Source organism: Nocardioides sp., assembly GCF_030019515.1.
Taxonomy (GTDB): Bacteria; Actinomycetota; Actinomycetes; order Propionibacteriales; family Nocardioidaceae; genus Nocardioides.
Genome location: NZ_JASEEQ010000015.1, coordinates 40,130 through 56,696 on the forward strand (window position 1 = coordinate 40,130; position 16,567 = coordinate 56,696).

General features: G+C 71.0%; 13 protein-coding genes. 8 read left to right on the forward strand and 5 right to left on the reverse strand.

Annotated features, from left to right (window positions below):
• Nucleotides 1–23: 23 nt before the first annotated feature.
• On the forward strand, nucleotides 24–2,984 hold the full coding sequence (locus QMC84_RS18670) for a hypothetical protein (protein ID WP_300377361.1): 2,961 nt from the start codon (nucleotides 24–26) through the stop codon (nucleotides 2,982–2,984).
• A gap of 87 nt (nucleotides 2,985–3,071) precedes the next feature.
• Here QMC84_RS18670 and QMC84_RS18675 read toward each other — a convergent pair whose 3' ends face one another.
• On the reverse strand, nucleotides 3,072–4,676 hold the full coding sequence (locus QMC84_RS18675) for a hypothetical protein (protein ID WP_300377363.1): 1,605 nt from the start codon (nucleotides 4,674–4,676) through the stop codon (nucleotides 3,072–3,074).
• Nucleotides 4,677–4,910: 234 nt separating this feature from the next.
• On the opposite strand from QMC84_RS18675, the gene QMC84_RS18680 reads away from it, so the two are divergent.
• Nucleotides 4,911–8,231 carry a hypothetical protein gene (locus tag QMC84_RS18680; protein WP_300377365.1) on the forward strand — a complete coding sequence of 1,107 codons (3,321 nt, stop codon included), beginning with the start codon at nucleotides 4,911–4,913 and terminating at the stop codon, nucleotides 8,229–8,231.
• Between the two features lie 305 nt (nucleotides 8,232–8,536).
• Here the strand turns inward: QMC84_RS18680 and QMC84_RS18685 are convergent, their stop codons facing one another.
• Nucleotides 8,537–9,442 carry a hypothetical protein gene (locus QMC84_RS18685; RefSeq protein ID WP_300377367.1) on the reverse strand — a complete coding sequence of 302 codons (906 nt, stop codon included), beginning with the start codon at nucleotides 9,440–9,442 and terminating at the stop codon, nucleotides 8,537–8,539.
• 24 nt (nucleotides 9,443–9,466) lie between these two features.
• Here QMC84_RS18685 and QMC84_RS18690 point away from each other — a divergent pair, with 24 nt between their 5' ends.
• Nucleotides 9,467–9,850 (forward strand): (deoxy)nucleoside triphosphate pyrophosphohydrolase, encoded by a 384-nt coding sequence (locus tag QMC84_RS18690; RefSeq protein WP_300377369.1) that lies wholly within the window; start codon nucleotides 9,467–9,469, stop codon nucleotides 9,848–9,850.
• A 7-nt stretch (nucleotides 9,851–9,857) separates the two neighbouring features.
• On the forward strand, nucleotides 9,858–10,130 hold the full coding sequence (locus QMC84_RS18695; RefSeq protein ID WP_300377371.1) for a hypothetical protein: 273 nt from the start codon (nucleotides 9,858–9,860) through the stop codon (nucleotides 10,128–10,130).
• Between the two features lie 43 nt (nucleotides 10,131–10,173).
• Here QMC84_RS18695 and QMC84_RS18700 read toward each other — a convergent pair whose 3' ends face one another.
• Nucleotides 10,174–10,575, reverse strand: a complete 402-nt coding sequence (locus tag QMC84_RS18700) for a type II toxin-antitoxin system VapC family toxin (protein ID WP_300377373.1) — start codon at nucleotides 10,573–10,575, stop codon at nucleotides 10,174–10,176.
• Between the two features lie 203 nt (nucleotides 10,576–10,778).
• On the opposite strand from QMC84_RS18700, the gene mshB reads away from it, so the two are divergent.
• From mshB to QMC84_RS18720, 4 genes are all read left to right on the forward strand, one after another.
• Nucleotides 10,779–11,687, forward strand: a complete 909-nt coding sequence (gene mshB, locus QMC84_RS18705) for an N-acetyl-1-D-myo-inositol-2-amino-2-deoxy-alpha-D-glucopyranoside deacetylase (RefSeq protein ID WP_300377375.1) — start codon at nucleotides 10,779–10,781, stop codon at nucleotides 11,685–11,687.
• A 50-nt stretch (nucleotides 11,688–11,737) separates the two neighbouring features.
• Complete coding sequence (locus QMC84_RS18710) at nucleotides 11,738–12,064, forward strand: hypothetical protein (protein WP_300377377.1); 327 nt, start codon at nucleotides 11,738–11,740, stop codon at nucleotides 12,062–12,064.
• 10 nt (nucleotides 12,065–12,074) lie between these two features.
• Nucleotides 12,075–13,814, forward strand: a complete 1,740-nt coding sequence (locus QMC84_RS18715) for a VanW family protein (RefSeq protein WP_300377379.1) — start codon at nucleotides 12,075–12,077, stop codon at nucleotides 13,812–13,814.
• 131 nt (nucleotides 13,815–13,945) lie between these two features.
• A complete protein-coding gene (locus tag QMC84_RS18720) occupies nucleotides 13,946–14,800 on the forward strand; it encodes an alpha/beta fold hydrolase (RefSeq protein ID WP_300377381.1) in 855 nt (284 codons plus the stop codon).
• A gap of 140 nt (nucleotides 14,801–14,940) precedes the next feature.
• Here QMC84_RS18720 and QMC84_RS18725 read toward each other — a convergent pair whose 3' ends face one another.
• The gene (locus QMC84_RS18725; RefSeq protein ID WP_300377383.1) at nucleotides 14,941–16,044 is read right to left on the reverse strand and encodes a glycerate kinase; all 1,104 of its coding nucleotides are present in this window, start codon (nucleotides 16,042–16,044) and stop codon (nucleotides 14,941–14,943) included.
• Entirely contained in the window at nucleotides 16,041–16,556 is a 516-nt protein-coding gene (locus QMC84_RS18730; protein ID WP_300377385.1) for a gamma carbonic anhydrase family protein, read from the reverse strand. Before QMC84_RS18730 ends, QMC84_RS18725 begins: the two co-directional genes overlap by 4 nt.
• Between the last annotated feature and the right edge of the window lie 11 nt (nucleotides 16,557–16,567).

Below are 16,567 nucleotides of genomic sequence, written 5' to 3' on the forward strand. Positions count from 1 at the left end.
GCGCGACCTCCAGGAGGAATCAGATGAGTCGCAGCGGGATCAAGAGCGGCCTGGCCGTCACGGCCGTGACGGGACTGGCCTTGGCTGGACTGCCGCTGCTCGCGTCTCCGGCGTCGGCCAACCCTTTGTCGAACGGCATCGATCCCGACGCCGTGACGTTCTACAGCCAGTACGCGACCGGTGTCTCGGCCGAGAACGACGGCTCGAACTCCACGATCTCCCTCGTGGTCGGCGGCGGCACGAACGTCAACTCGGTCCAGTTCCGGGCCACGCTGACTCCCGGCGGCACGCCCATCAACATCGGAAGCCCGGTCGCCCGGAACGTCGACGGCGTGTTCGGCTTCGACTGGGCCCCGAGCTTCCCGGCCGGGACCACGGCGGTGGAATTCTCCGCGATCCCCAACACCGGCGTGGACAACACGGCGACCAGCGGGGCCGAGATGGTGCTGAGCGACGGGATCGCGAATACCGTCGAGCTGAGCAGCGAGGGCAGTCTCGGAGTCTTCCAGAGCCCCTATGCCGCGGACTCCGGTGGCGACTACGTCGGTGTCTCCGGCACCACCTCTGACGCCGGCAACGTCGAGCTGAGCACGCGCAGCGCCAACCCATCGACGCCCGCAGGCACGGCCACCGCGTCGTCGACCGTCACTGCTCCGGCTACCGATGGCGCGTTCTCGGGTGTGCTGAACATCGACGGCTACACCTACTCCGGGGGTGCCGAGCCGAACCAGATCGCGCTCGGGGCGGCCACCCAGGGCGCGGGCGCCACCGACGACGTCGAGGCATCGACGCTCTACGTGCAACACATCTCCACCGTGTCGGCGACGGCCTCGCGCACCAACGTGCCGACCGGACAGACGGCCGACGTCACCGTGACCGTCAAGGACCAGAACGGCAAGCCGGTCGCGAACGCCCTGGTCGACTACAACAAGCCGGACGGCAGTGATCCCGACACCCTGCCCGACGACTCCGCCACGGCTGCGGAACGCACCGACGCTCGCGGCGTGGCCACCTTCGAGAACCTCGGGGCCGGCACCTACACGTTCTACGCGAACACCACCTCCGAGGTGGACACCCAGAGCGCCGGCGATGTCGCATCCGCGCCGGTGACGATCACGGAGTACGTGCCGACGAACACCACGCTGGCGGCCTCGACCGTGGACGGCTACCGCGACTTCGACCTCGACGAGGTGAGCGGCGCAGAGAACGGGGACGACTTCGTCGCCACCTTGAAGGACCAGCACGGTGAGCCGATCGCCGGCGAGCCGATCGAGTACAGCTGGCACTTCGTGCCCGGTGGCGGTGGGACGCCGACCGACGGTGGGTTCACCAGCGCCGGCACCACCGATGCGAAGGGTCAGGTCGCCGTGCCCTTCCCGACCTGGGGAACCGCCGGCACCTACACGCTGAGCGTGCGGCGCCCGAACGTCAACGGGTCGGGGCTGCTCAACGGCACCCCCGTGACGGTCGACGTCGCGGAATCCGAGATCACGTTCGCAGACGGCGACGCCGTGGGCGCCCCGGTCAACGGATCGGTCACGATCAAGGGGACCCTCGCGCTGGTGGACGGATCCGGGTCATTGGGCGGGCGTACGGTCACCGTCAGCTACAACCCCGGGGTCGGTGGAGACGCCTCGTTCTCGACCGACCAGCCTGCCGGGACCGAGCGCGACGGCGCCTTCCAGGCGACCGCGGTCACCGCGGCGGACGGCTCGTTCTCGGTCTCGCTCACTGACCCCTCGCCCCCGCCGAACGTGCCGCCGACGGACGAGACCGGCACCCTCACCGCAGTGGCTGACGGCCTGAACACCGGCGACACCACGCCTGGCCCGGCCGACGCGACCGACAGCATCTCGGTCACCTTCCGTGAGACCCCCACGGTGAGCGGGATCGACATCGGGACGCAGGTGCTCGCGCCGAGCGGAACGGGCATCTCCGCGGCTGGCCCCGGCGTACCGGTCGACCTCGACATCACCGTGCGTGGTGCGGACGGGGACGACGACCCGAGCAACGACCCGAAGCTGGGCGACGTCCCGGTCCAGGTGAGCGTCGACAAGGGGTTCCTGAGCCCCAACGCCGAGTCCACCGACGACCTCACCCTCGCGTCCGGCCACGACCGCCAGGGTGACCTGTGGGGGTACTTCCAGAACGACGGCGCCGACGAGACCGTGACGACCGCGGACTCGGGCAGCGCGCTCGGCACCACGGGTCTGGTCGCCGCCATCGAGAAGGACGCCGGCTTCGACGACGACGGTCTCACCCAGCTGACGGTGACCGTGAAGGCGGGCGACGTCACGCAGAAGAAGTCGATCACCTACGACGTCAGGGCGCTGCTGAACGCCGGGGACTCCTCGTTCGAGCGGGCCCAGGGCGAGCCGGCGGGCCCGGTGTCGACCACGAAGCGGGTCGACTTCCAACTCTACGTCCACGACCAGTTCGGCAACCTGGCCGGCGACGAGGACGCGCGGGTGACCGACGACTCTCCGATCGCCGACTTCGACACCGACGAGGCCCAGGACAAGACGCTGTCCGACTTCGTCAACTCCGGTCCGGGCGTGACTGCGTTCTCGGATGCGCCGACCACCCAGACGCTCAAGGCGACGATGACGCCCGGGGAGGTGCTCGTCGACGCGGCTGGCAACGCCGCCGTTGGGAGCAAGACCGTGGCGGTGGAGTCCGACCCGGTCATCTGGGTCAAGCCGCCGGCCCCGATCGTGGCCAGGCTCTCCGGCGTCAGCAACGGTGGGCGCGCGGACCGGCTGACGGTCAAGGCGCCCGCCGCCGCAGCGGGAGCGAAGGTCAAGCTCTACAAGGTCAAGCGCGGCAAGCGGACCCTGATCGCGACCGGTGAGCTCAACGCCAACGGCAAGGCAACCTTCCGGGTCAAGGACCGCAACGGCAAGCGCTTCACGAAGTACGTCGCCCGGGTGATGGCGACGGACACGACGAAGGGCGACACGACGAACAAGCGGAGGATCCGCTGATCGTCTAGCAGCACCTCGACGGCACGGGTCCGCGGCGAGCACCGCCGTGGGCCCGTGCCGTTCTCGTCCTCGGGCTCGGGCCGCGGTTCAGCCCTGGAGGACGTCCCGGTCGTGGATGGCCGGCCCCTGGCTCAGCCACCACTTCGCGCCGCGCTGGGTCTCTGCGTCCTCGGACTCGGCGAGACGCGCCAGCTCGGGCGCCCCGGCCATCCCGAGCGCGAAGAGGGTCGCGTGCCGCTCGAGGCTGCGCGCGGCGTCGTACCCGCCTGCGATCGTCGCGCTCTGCTCGGGCGTGAGGTCGCCGCCGAGGCCGGCGTTGACCAGCGCCCGGGCCCGTACGGTCGGGCGCTCCTCCACGATCGCGCGTTCGACGACCTGGTCGCGGAGCTCGCTGTCGCCGACGCGCATCAGCACGGTCCAGGCGCGGGCGGCGAGCAGGTCGTTGCCGTCGGTGGCCAGACGCAGGCAGTGGCGCGCCGCAGCGGGAGCGTACGGCGACGCGGCGATCAGCAGCGCCGCGTGGTGGCGCCGCGGCTTGTGGGAGTGCAGCAACGCCTCGCGCAGCAGGCGGCGCAGCATCAGGTCGGGTTCCTGCTGTTGGTGGGACGGCGTGTCGGCCTGCACGGCCGGCGCCAGGTCGGCGACCAGGGACGCGGCCCGGGCGGCCGGGAGCAGCTCGTCGCCCGTGCGCGCCTGGTCGACGAGGCCGTAGGCGCGCCGGGTCCGCAGACCGCCCATCACCCGCTGCCAGGACTCCGCGGGGAGCCGGACCGCGAGGTCGAAGGCGTCGAGGCGGCCGTCCAGCGGGTCGGCACGACGCAACGCCCCGAGCACGTGCGACTCCAGGCGCGGCAGCGCCGCCTCGTCGAAGTGGCCCCGAGCCAGCTTCACCGCGGCCACCGACGACGCCGCACGGCGCAGGTACTTGTTCTCGCTGTCGGCCGAGAGCATCCGCAGCGTGAGCGCGGCCGCGGCCGGGTCGGGCACCTCGCCGAGCAGGTTCAGGATCGGCGCGACCACCTGGGTGTCGGGGTCGGTGACGAACTTGCCGACCGCCAGGATCAGGTGTCGGCGTGCGTTGGGGTGCCGGATGAAGGCGGCCGCGGCCTCGTAGCGGCGTACGTAGCCGGTCCCGACCGCCGAGCCGAGCTCGGTCACGAGCCGGTGGCACAGCCGGGTCCAGTCGTCCTCGCGGAGGAAGACCCGGTCGAACCGGTTGAAGTGGTCGGCCAGGTGGAGCCAGTCGGCGCCGGTGGCCTGGCCGGTCTCGGCGAGCTCGATCAGCCGGTCCAGCTCGGAATCGGAGATCTCGGTGTCGCCCAGGAGGCTCTCCCGCGGGCTCGGGCCGGTGCCGAAGCTGCGCCGCGGGCCGCCGGCGACCGACACCAACGAGCCCTGGATCAGGCCGAGCACCGACTCGTACGTCGCGGCCACCCGGCTGGGCAGCGGCTGCAGCCCGGACTCCCAGCGCGAGACCCGGGAGGCGTCGACCAGGATGTCGCGCTCGCGCAGCGCCGCGATGAAGCCGTCGCGGCGGGCGAGGTCGGGATCGGGGCCCAGCACCCGGGCGACGGTGAGCAGCCAGGCGACCCGCTGGTCGCACCCGACCAGGCCGGAGCCGAGGGCATGGGGGTCTTCGGGGAGCCGCTGGGGCCGGCCGCGCCGCCGCGGTGGCGGAGTGGTGCGCTCCACTGACATGATCCCCCGATCGCCGGGCGTCGTCCGTAGTACGTCCCTGCCACCCAGGACCATTTATTGCAGGTTTCCAACACGCCCGCAACAACAACGCCGTGGGCCGGGCCACATCCCTAAGGTCCTGCTTGGCACTCAGGATCCGTATGCGAGTGCTGCACACGGGGCTCTCGGGCTCCATGTAAAGGGGCGGGCACACTTCCCGTTCTATTCACTCCGGAAGGAAACACAAGCATGAACAGCAGCGGCATCAAGCGGGGGCTGGCAGTTTCTGCCGTTTCCGCCATGGCGGTGGCGGGTCTTCCGTTCCTCGCCTCCTCGGCTTCCGCCGAGTCCCTGGCTCAGCAGGCGGGTTCGAACCCGACGCTGCTGTCGCCGGCGTCCGACAATAGCCAAGACGTCTCCATCAAGAACGATGGCCAGAACGCGACTGTAAGCCTCGTCGCCAACGCGCCGGTCAACGCGACTCGCGTCGACTTCAGCTACAACGATGGCGCCGACCACGCGATCGGGACCGCGACTCGCGACTCCAACGGCACCTTCGTCATCGAGTGGACGCCGCCGGCCTCGGTGTACAACACCGACGTCACCATCACGGCGGCCGCGTTCGACCAGGACGGCCTGGCCGTCGGCACTGCTGACGACGCTACGAGCGTCCGCGTCTCCACGACCGCCGACTCCATTGAGCTCGACGCCCCGGCCGGAGCTGTCGGCTTCTATGTCCCGAACGATGGCACCACCACCACCGGTAGCGCCATCGTCTCTGGTACCACCTCCGCCCTTACCGGCACCCCGACCGTCGAGACTGTTCTCGGGGGCGCGGGCGCCGGCACAGTGTCGATCGGGACTGCTGGCACCGGCGACACCAGCCGCTCGTTCACTGCGGTAGTTCCCGTCGACGGCACTCTCCTGGACTCCACCGGCACGGGCGCGTCGAACCAGTTCGCCGTTCAGGCTGGCGTGGGTACGCCGGAGACCGGTGACGCGCAGGGTTACAACGCCTACAAGCAGACCATCAACGGCCTGAGCGCCGCGGCGAAGCAGAGCACCGTCACCACCGGTGGTGGCACCGACGTGACCGTCACTGTGACGGACCAGAACGGCAAGCCGGTCGCGGGCGTCAAGGTTCTTCCGTCGGGCGGCACTGACAACGGGACTACTACGTCTGCGTTCACCGACAGCAAGGGCCAGGTCGTCTACACGGGCGTCAAGAAGGGCACGCACCGCTACTTCGCCGACGACAACCTGGACGCCACTTACAACAGCGGCACGGAGTACGCCGCCGATGTGACGATCTCGGAGTACACCGCTGCTCCCGACTCGATCTCGTTCAAGTCGATCGATGGCGACGCGTTCGACATCGACGAGTTCGCTAGTGGTGACCTCACGGTGACCGTGAAGGACCAGAACGGCAACGCCTACGACGCCACGGTCAACTACGCGTGGGACTACGTTCCGTTCAAGCCCACGACGACCGACAAGGCGCAGACCTACAACATGACGCCGGTTGCGACCGGCACGGACGGCATCGCTGAGCTCGCGCTTCCTTCGGGCATCGATGGCAATCCGGGTGGTACCTACACCCTGAAGGCCTACGTCAATCGCGACACCACCCCGGGCCAGCAGGCCGGCGACCTCGGTCTGGACCCGGTGTCGATCAAGACCGGTGAGTCCGACGTCGTGTGGGCGGACTCCTCACCCGCGCAGCGTCAGGCTGGCACCACTCAGACCTTCGACGGCAAGCTCGCGCTGGCCGACGGCACCGGTCTGGCTGGTCGCGACCTCAGCGTGACCTACGCCCACGGCGCCACCGGCACGCACGACGCTGTTCTCGCGCCGCAGGCCAACCAGCCGGCTGGCACCACGCGCACCGGCAACACCAGCGCGACGGTCAAGACTCAGGCTGACGGTGCCTTCGGGATCGCCGTCACCGACCCGTCTGCTGTTGCTCCGGCCACGCAGACCGACGAGACGAGCGACACCCTCACGGCGACCGGTGCGACCGGCGCGGACAAGGTGGGCTCCGATGCGACCGAGGCTCTGACCGTCGACTTCCTGGTCAAGGCCGCTCCGGCGTCGATCACCCTCGTGGCGGACAGCGACTCGACCGCCGATGACCCGGCGACGACCACCGTGGACGAGTCGGAGAACGACCCGTACGAAGAGCTCATCGACAACGCGGCAACCCCGGGTCGTCCGGTGAGCTTCCGCGTCAAGGTGACCAACGGTGACGCTGGCGCCGGTACGGAGCTCGCCAACCAGACCGTGACGCTCACGACCAACCACGGGTCCTTCACGACGCCTGCCGCAACCGCTGGCGCCCTGAAGGCCGACCCGGCACCCGCAGAGGGTGGCCTCTACGGCGAGTGGAAGGACCTTGGCAGCACCACCACGGTCACCACTGACGCCAACGGCCTTGCCTGGGTGACTGTGATCGTCGAGAAGGACAGTGCGTTCGACACCGCTTCGTCGCTCGTCGCCGCCATCTCGGCGACGGTCGGTTCAGTGTCGGCCAACAACCTCGCTTCGGTGACCTTCAACTCGGTCAACCCGCTGAACGGCGGCGAGGTGAAGATCGAGCGTGACGAGGACCAGACCATCACGGTTCTGCCGAAGGCGCCGATCACCGAGACGGCGAACTACAACCTGTTCGTGACTGACCAGTTCGGCAACTTGGTCGACGACGTCCCGGTCAACGTCTCCGACGACACCGACAGCGCGACGTTCAGCCCGGCGAGCCCGGTGAACTCCCAGCTGAAGGACGAGACGGCCGCCCTGATTGCCTCTGCGACCGCTGCGGGTGACCAGGTTCTGACCGGTTCGTGGACTGCGCCGTCGAACACGTGGACCGACAGCACCCCGCTGACGACTACCTTCGACGCGTTGCGTAAGACCGGCACCAAGACGGTGACCGGCCACTCGGAGACGATCAACTGGTACGCGATCGACTACGCTGCGTCGACGTTCGCGCTCACCCACACGGGTGGGGCAACGCAGCCGGTCGGCACCACGGTGACCATGACGTACACCGCGGTGGACCAGAACGGTGAGCCGCTCACCGGGTACGACGTGGTGTTCTACCGCACCGGCCCGGACGACCTGCAGGATGGTGACGGCAACTCGGTCAGCACGACGAACGCTGCTGGTGAGGCGTCCTACGTCTTCCAGGGCGCCAAGGCCGGCGAGGCTACGGTCACTGCCGTCCTCCACGCCCCTGACGGCACTGCCGCCGCAGTCAACGGTGAGCTGATCCCCGAGGGGCAGCAGACCGACGTTGTGGCGTTCGGCACCACCAAGGTCGACCCGCAGCTGGTCGTTAGCGGCCGCGGCGGCAAGATCGACCGTGTCAAGGGCAACGCGATCAACGAGGCTGCCGGCGCCAAGGCGACCCTGTGGAAGAACGGCAAGAAGGTGAAGTCCGGCGTCCTCAACGACAACGGCAACATCGTCTTCAAGATCAAGGACCGCAACGGCGCCAAGAAGACGAAGTACACCGTGAAGATCGGCGCCACCACGCTGACCTTCCGCGACCAGGCCAGCAAGCGCATCCGCTGACCCGGTAGTTCGTCAACGGGCGGGCTCCGGGACAGAAGAGTGACTGTCCCGGAGCCAGCCCTCCCGGGGGCCCTGCTCCCGCAACCCCCGTACAACTGAAGCAACAAGTCGGGACACACAGACGCGGTCCGGGCCATTCTCTGTTTGCCGCTGCGCGAGAATGGTCCGGACCGCCTGTCTCACCCTAGGGCATACGGTCTCTTACGCCCGGCAACCAAGCGCCGCCGATTCGGTGGCGCTTGTCGCATGTCTGGACATACTTTCGGAGGGGTTTCGAGGCTCCTCGCTGGGGCGCTCGTCGTACCTCAACCACCGTCTGACGGCATCGGCAGGGAGACGATCCAACGACGGTGGGGGTGCTCGGTCACCGTCCAGAGCCGGCGGCCGTCGGGGGAGGAGGCGAGGTCCTCCGGACCCATCGGCACTGCCCAGCGGCGCTCGCGGAGCGCACCCGGCCGCCCGGTCCAGAGCGACCCCGGCACCCACGGCCCGTGGGAGGCCGTGAACACGTAGGAGTCGCCGGTCCGGACGACGCCTTGGGCGCGCACCACGCCGCCGCCGGGTGCCTCGACGAGCTCGACCGGGCCGCCGTCGGCGTGGAGGTGGGCGAGGCGGCGGGTCTGGCGCCGGTTGCCGTACTCGCCGACGACCAGCGACCCCGACCGTCCCGGCTCCGTCGAGACGAACGAGAACCGTAGCGGCTCCCCGGACGCCCCGGTGATCGAGAGCCGGTGCCGCACCGGCAGCACGTAGCCGGCGTCGGTACGCAGCACGTCGCCGGTGTCGCAGGCCCACAGGCCGGCCCTCGTCGCGGCGATGTGCAGCGTGGACCCGCTCCAGGCCAGCCCGCCGGCGTGGATGCGCAGCGGCTCGTAACCGTCCGCAGTGGGCCGCACCAGCGTCACGTGCCGGTAGCGCCGTGCCTGCAGGTCCAGCACGCTCAGCCGGGACCCGCCGCCCGAGGTGTACCAGGTCACGCCGAGGACGCCCGGCCTCGGCCCGGGGGAGACGCCCTGCGGCCACCAGACCCGGTCCCGCCGGTCGGCGGCGTCCCACGTCCAGGCGCGGTGCCGCGACCGGCACGGCGCGACCGTACGCCGCAGCCGCCGGTCCAGGTCGCCCAGCACGGCGTCCAGGCCGACCCGGCCGCCGTACCTCGCGGCCAGCGCGTCGACCTCCGCGGCCAGGTCGTCGGTGCGAGTGAGCTGCATCCCGATCACGGTAGCGTCGTCCGCGTGGCGGCAGTGGTGGGCGCGGCGATCCTGCGCGACGGGCGGGTGCTGGCGGCCCGCCGTACCTTCCCCGCCGAGGCGGCCGGGCGCTGGGAGTTCCCCGGCGGCAAGGTCGAGCCGGGGGAGACCCCGGACGACGCCCTGGTCCGCGAGGTCGCCGAGGAGCTCGGCTGCACCGTCGAGGTGACCGCCTGGCTCCCCGAGGAGGTCGCCATCGGCGACCGGCACGTGCTGAGGGTCGCGCTCGCGCGGCTGGTGGCCGGCGAGCCCACGCCGCACGAGCACGACCGGGTCCGCTGGCTCGGCGCCGGCGAGCTCGACGCGGTCGACTGGCTCGCTGCCGACCGGCCGTTCCTAGTCGCCCTGCGTCCCGCGCTCCTGGGATGATCGGCGGGTGCATGGCATCTTCTTCGACGAGGACGACGCCCAGGCGGTCGTCGCGCGGCTGATCGCGCTCGGGTACGACGCGCACGCCGCGCGGGACCGCCTCGCGGGCGAGGACGACGACGAGGACCACCCCTGGGCGGTGCTGACCGACGCGCCCGCGATCGAGCTCGAGCTGCTCGTCGAGCAGTACGACGGCTGGCTGGAGGACGACGCCCCCGCGCCGCCCGCCCCTGCGCCGCTCGACCTGCCGACCGGGCCGCGGACGATCAAGCGGCAGTAGCTGCCGCCGGCTGTCTCGCCACGAGCACCCACGGCGGCCCCGGTCAGCCGATCACATCGATCACGCAGCGTGGGCCGCCTGCGGATGCGAGCTTCCGGTCGGCGGTGACCAAGGTGCCATTGCGGCGCTCGGCGAGCGCCGCGTAGGCCGCGTCGTACGCCGTGAGGTCCTCTCGCAGCTCCCACATGCGGGGCAGCAGCGGCGCCAGGGGTGCCCGACGTAACGGAAGACCCGCGAGATGGTGCAGCGCCGCTGGCACGGCCGACTCGATGGCGGGCCTGCCCCGGGCGAGGCGGCGGAGGGCGGACACGACCTCGGCGTCGATGTGCGCCGGGGCGAACAGCGCGTCGCCGGCGCGAAGCCGGGCCACCACCGCGTCGTACCTCGGGTCGTCCGCCCCGTAGAAGGCCGTCAGCACGGACGCATCGATCACAGCCAGGCTCACGAGTCCTCTCGGACCTCCCGCACGGCTGCCACGGCGTCCTCGATGGTGACACCAGTTCGCTTGGGGGGCGTGTACGAGTCGAGGTGGGCGACACTGATCCCAGGGCTCGGTGGAAGATCCAGCGGCCACGAGCGGTTGTCGTGTTCACGGGACCGGCCGTCGGCCCGGCAGCTCGACCCCTCCGACCTCCCTAGGATCGCCCCATGACGTTCGACCAGCGGCTCCTGCTCGTGCACGCCCACCCCGACGACGAGTCGATCGGCCAGGGCGCGACGATGGCGAAGTACGCCGCCGAGGGCCGTGGCGTCACGCTGGTCACCTGCACCGGCGGCGAGATGGGCGAGATCCTCGTCCCCGAGCTCACCCACCTGGCCGCGGATCAGGAGGACCGGCTCGGCGAGCACCGGCGCGGCGAGCTCGCGGCGGCGATGGCGGAGCTCGGCGTGACCGACCACCGCTACCTCGGCGGCTTCGGGACCTACCGCGACAGCGGCATGAAGTGGCACGAGGACGGCCATGCCGTTCCCGCCGACGACATCCACGAGAACGCCTTCTGGTACGCCGACCTCACCGCGGCCGCCGACCACCTCGTCGAGGTGATCCGAGAGGTGCGCCCGCAGGTGCTGGTCACCTACGACCAGTTCGGCGGCTACGGCCACCCCGACCACATCCAGGCCCACCGGGTCGCGACGTACGCCGCCGCGCTGGCCGCGGTCCCGTCGTACCGCAAGGACCTCGGGGCGGCCTGGGACATCGTGAAGGTCTACTGGGGCGCGATGTCGGAGAGCCGGATGCGCTCCGCCCTGCGCGCGCTGCGCGAGGCCGGCGACACGACGGCCTTCGAGGGCATGGACCCCGACGGCCCGCTGCCGCCGTTCGTCACCGCCGACGAGGACCTGTCCGCGGTCGTCGACGCCCAGGAGCACGTGGACAAGAAGCTGGCCGCGATGCGCGCGCACGCCACACAGATCACCACCGACGGGCCGTTCTTCGCGCTGTCCAACAACGTCGGCAACGTCGCCTGGGGGCTGGAGTTCTTCCGGCTCGCCAAGGGCGAGCGCGGCGAGCTCAACGAGGACGGCCTCGAGACCGACCTGTTCGCCGGGCTCTGAGCCCGGCTCGGGTGCGTCGGGTTCGTTGGGGTCGTTGGGTTTCGGTCGGGATGAGGTGGCTGGCGGCCGTCGGCCTGCTCGTGACCGGCGCCGTGACCGGTGTCGCCGTGGTCGCCCTGCACCCGATCGGCTGGGGCCTGGCGCTCGGCCTCGTGGCCACCGCCGCGGCGGTCGCGGCGCTGCCGGCCGGGTGGTGGTCCCGGCTGGCGTTCGTGGTCGGCTGGGACCTCGTGGTCGGGTGGCTGACCTTCCCGCGCCCCGAGGGCGACTACCTGATCAGCCAGGACGCCTCGGGGTACGCCGTGCTCGGCGCCGCCTTGGTGCTGGTGATCGTCGGGATCGCCACGCTGCCCCGGCCGCGCAAGGAGGTCTCCTAGGATGGCGCCCGTGAATCAGCAGCCGACCGTGCCCGCCCGGGAGAAGGAGGGCGGCAAGGTCGTCCTGCTGATGCTCGCCGGGCTCGTCCTGCTGGCGGCCGCGGCGTACGGCGCCCTGTATCTCGCGGCCGGCGACAAGGTGCCGCGCGGCACCACGGTGGCCGGTGTCGACATCGGCGGCCGTACCCCGGCCGACGCCGAGGCGGCGCTGCGGGCCGGGCTCGCCGAGCGGGTGGACCGGCCGATCCGGATGAGCGCCGACGGGGAGCGCAGCACGATCGACCCCGGCGAGGCCGGGCTGAGCGTCGACTACGCCGCCTCCGTGTCCGACGCCGGCGGCGGCCGCAGCTGGAGTCCCGGGCGGCTGTGGGACTACTGGACCGGCGGGGACGACCTCGACCCGGTCCTCGACGTCGACGAGGCGGCGTTCTCCGCCGCGCTCGACCAGGTGGCCGAGGACGTCGGCACCCCACCGGTCGACGGCGACGTCAGGTTCCGCGACGGCAAGGTCGTCGTCACCGACCCGACCTCCGGCGAGGAGATCGAACCCGAGGCGGCCCGACTCGCGATCACCACGGCGTACACCGCTGAGGACGCGGCCGACGTCGAGCTCGAGCTGCGCACCGCCCAGCCCGAGGTGGACGCCACCGACCTCCAGGAGGCCCTGGAGACGTTCGCCAACCCCGCGATGTCCGGCCCGGTGACCCTGGTCTTCGGCGACTCGCCGGTCCGGCTCGACCCGGTCGAGTACGGCGCGGTGCTCGGCATGCGGCCCGAGGACGGCGAGCTGGTGCCGGACCTGAGGGCGAAGAAGCTGATCGCGCTGGTCGACCGCGGGATCAGCCAGGACGGCGCCCCGGTCGACGCGACCGTCGCCCTGGTGGACGGCAAGCCGAAGGTGATCCCGGCCAAGCCCGGCGTCAGCTACGAGCCCTCCGACGTCAGCGACGCGTTCCTCGAGCTGGTCACCCGCGAGGGCGGGGAGCGCGAGATGGAGGTGAAGTCGACGGTCGCCGATCCTGACTTCACGACCAAGGACGCCCGGGCGCTGAAGATCCGCGAGCAGGTCTCGACGTTCACGACCTACTACCCCTACGCCGAGTACCGCAACATCAACATCGGCCGGGCCGCCGAGCTGATCGACGGGACCGTCCTGAAGCCCGGCGACGAGTTCTCGCTCAACGGCATCGTCGGCGAGCGCACCCGCGAGAACGGCTTCACCGAGGGCTTCATCATCAGCGACGGCATCTTCAAGGAGGACCTCGGCGGCGGCGTCTCGCAGATGGCGACCACGACGTTCAACGCGATGTTCTTCGCCGGCCTGAAGGACATCGAGCACAAGCCGCACTCGTTCTACATCGACCGCTACCCGGTGGGCCGCGAAGCGACGGTCGCCTGGGGCGCGGTCGACCTTCGGTTCGAGAACGACACGCCGTACGGCGTCCTCGTGCACGCGCACGTCACGCCGGCGACGTCCTCGTCCCAGGGCGTGGTGACCGTGTCGATGTACTCCACGAAGTACTGGGACATCTCCACGACCACCTCCGACCGGTACAACTACCGCCAGCCGGCGACCCGCACCCTGACCACCCCCGACTGCTACCCGAACGCCGGGTACGCCGGCTTCGACGTGGACGTCACCCGTACCTTCCGCCGGCACGGCGAGGACGCGGTCGACCACGTCGAGAAGTTCCACACCGCCTACACGCCCTCCGACACGGTGGTCTGCAAGAAGCCCAAGGAGAACTGACCCGCTGGCGCCCCCGGACGTCATCCGGACGGAGCCACAGGTGACACCGTCCGTACGACGTCACGGGGGCGTACGACGTCACGGGGCGCAGGGTCGCGTGACCGCCCTCGCGCCGGGTCGTTGGGCTGGTCATGCGCCGCGCCCTCGGAGTCCTCGCCATCTCACTGCTCGCGCTGCTGGGCGTCACCGGCCTGTCCGCGCCCGCCGGCGCGGACGGCGTGCCGCTGCCGACCAACCCGTTCGGTGAGCCGACCGGGGCCAACGACTGGAGCTGCCAGCCCAGCGCGCAGCGTCCGGAGCCGGTGATCATCGTGCACGGCACCTTCGGCGACAGGAAGAGCCTGCTCGACGACCTGTCCGCGGCGATGGTGGCCGAGGGGTTCTGCGTGTTCTCCCTCGACTACGGCAACCGGGGCACCGGCGACATCGCGACGTCGGCCAAGCAGCTCAAGCGGTTCACCGCGAAGGTCCTGGACGCGACCGGCGCCGCGAAGGTCTCGATGGTCGGGCACTCACAGGGCGGCATGATGCCGCGCTACTACATCAAGTTCCTCGGTGGCGCCTCGGTCGTCGATGACCTGGTCGGGCTCTCGCCGTCCAACCACGGCACCACGGTCGCCGGCGACCAGTCCAACCCGCTCACCGGCGGCTTCTGCACCTCCTGCAACCAGCAGGCCGCCGGCTCGGACTTCCTCACCAGGCTGAACGCCGGCGACGAGACCCCGGGGTCGGTCAGCTACACCCAGATCAGCACCAGGTACGACGAGGTGGTCGTCCCCTACACCTCGGCGTTCCTGGCCGCCGGCCAGCGGACGACCAACGTGACCATCCAGGACTCCTGTCCGGGCGACACGGCCGAGCACGTGTTCATCCCGATGAGCCGGACCGCGATCGCCTGGGTGCTCGATGCGCTGACCCGGCCCGGGCCGGCCGACCCGTCGTTCCAGCCCGAGTGCAGCGCCACCGGCCTCCCGGGCGCCCCCTGACCGCCGACTTGTCGGCCGAACCCTGCACCTATCGGCCGAAGTTTCGGCCCAACAGCGCAGGTTTCCCCGGGTACCCGGGGAAACCGGCACCCGGCGGCCTCCCGTCCCGTTCGCCCGCGGCGCTCGCTCGCGGTCGCTCGTCAACCCCAGTCGTCGGCGATCTTGCCTGCAACGGCCCGGAGGAGCCGCCGCGCGTCGCGCATGCAGACCGCCGGGTCACTCTCCATGTCGCCGAGGGAGTACACCTTGCTCAGGCCGGCCTCACGCTCCTCGAGCTCCGACAGCTCGTTGCGCCCGGCCACCGCGATCACGGTCGTTCCCCGGGCGGATGCTGCTCGCGCCACGCCCACCGGACCCTTGCCTCGCAGGCTCTGCTTGTCCAACGAGCCCTCTCCGACGATGACCAGGTCGGCCGAGGCGGCGACGACGTCGAAACCGGTCAGCTCGAGGAGCAGGTTCGTGCCCGAGGCGAGACGGGCTCCGGCGAGCGCGACGAGCCCGAAGCCGAGGCCCCCGGCAGAGCCCGCGCCGGGCAGGTGGCGGAGATCCTGGCCGGTCGCCGCGGCGACGGCGTCGGCCCACGCTGTCATCCGCGTCTCCAGGGCCGCGACGCAGGGTGGGTCCGCGCCCTTCTGCGGTGCATACACGCTGGCCGCACCATCGGGTCCCGTCAACGGGTTGTCGACGTCGCACGCCACCACGAGGTCGACGCCGGCCAGACGCTCGCCGGGCGGGGTCCGGGGCCGTCCGGCTCTGTGCGGGTGCCGACCGAGTGCTGCGACGTCGATGCCGAGCGCCTCGACCGCCCCGGCACCCCCGTCCGTCGTCGCGCTGCCCCCGGCCCCGACGACGACGTAGGTCGCCCCGCGCGACACCGCCGCACGGATGAGCTCACCGACGCCGTACGTGGTGGCACTCCAGGCCGTCCGCGGATCAGGCGCCGCCGGGAGCAGGGCCAGGCCGGCGGCGGACGACATCTCGAGGACCGCCGTGCGGTCGCGCACGGCGAACGTCGTGCGGACGGGCCGCCCGAGCGGGCCCGTGACCTCGACGTCGACGGGATCGAACCCGAGGCCGAGAGCGAGCTCGACCGTGCCTTCACCGCCGTCGGCGACCGGATGCCTGAGGACCTCGAGCCCTGGCTGCTGCGCGAGTACGCCGGCGATCGCGTCCGCCACCTCCGCGGCGCGCAACGAGCCCTTGAACTTGTCAGGGGCCACGACGACCCGCCGGACTCGGCTCACTGCGGACCTGCGTCCCGGTAGCGAGCGGCCAGGGCCACGTAGTCGGTCGCATTCCGTGCCAGGTCCTCGACCTCCTGAGCGGTCAGCTCGCGGCGACGCCTGGCCGGAACTCCTGCCACGAGGCTGCGAGCCTCGAACTCCGCTCCCTCGAGCACCACGGACCCGGCGGCGACCAGGCACATCGGACCGATCTTGGCGCCGTTGAGGACCACGGCCCGCATCCCGATCAGGGAACCCTCCCCGACCGAGCATCCGTGCAGGACCGCCCCATGGCCGACCGAGACGCTCCGGGCGACCACCACCGGGAGCCCGGGGTCCGCGTGCACGATCGCCCCATCCTGGAGATTGCTCCGCTCACCGAGGGAGATCGTGTCGCCGTCAGCGCGGATGACGCTGCCGAACCACACGCTGGCGCCCCGCTCCACGGTGACCGCGCCGGCGAGGACGGCGGTGGGAGCGACCCACGCCTCCGGGTCGACGTGCGGGCTGTGGTGTCCAAGGCGGAGCCTCATGACGTGCACCT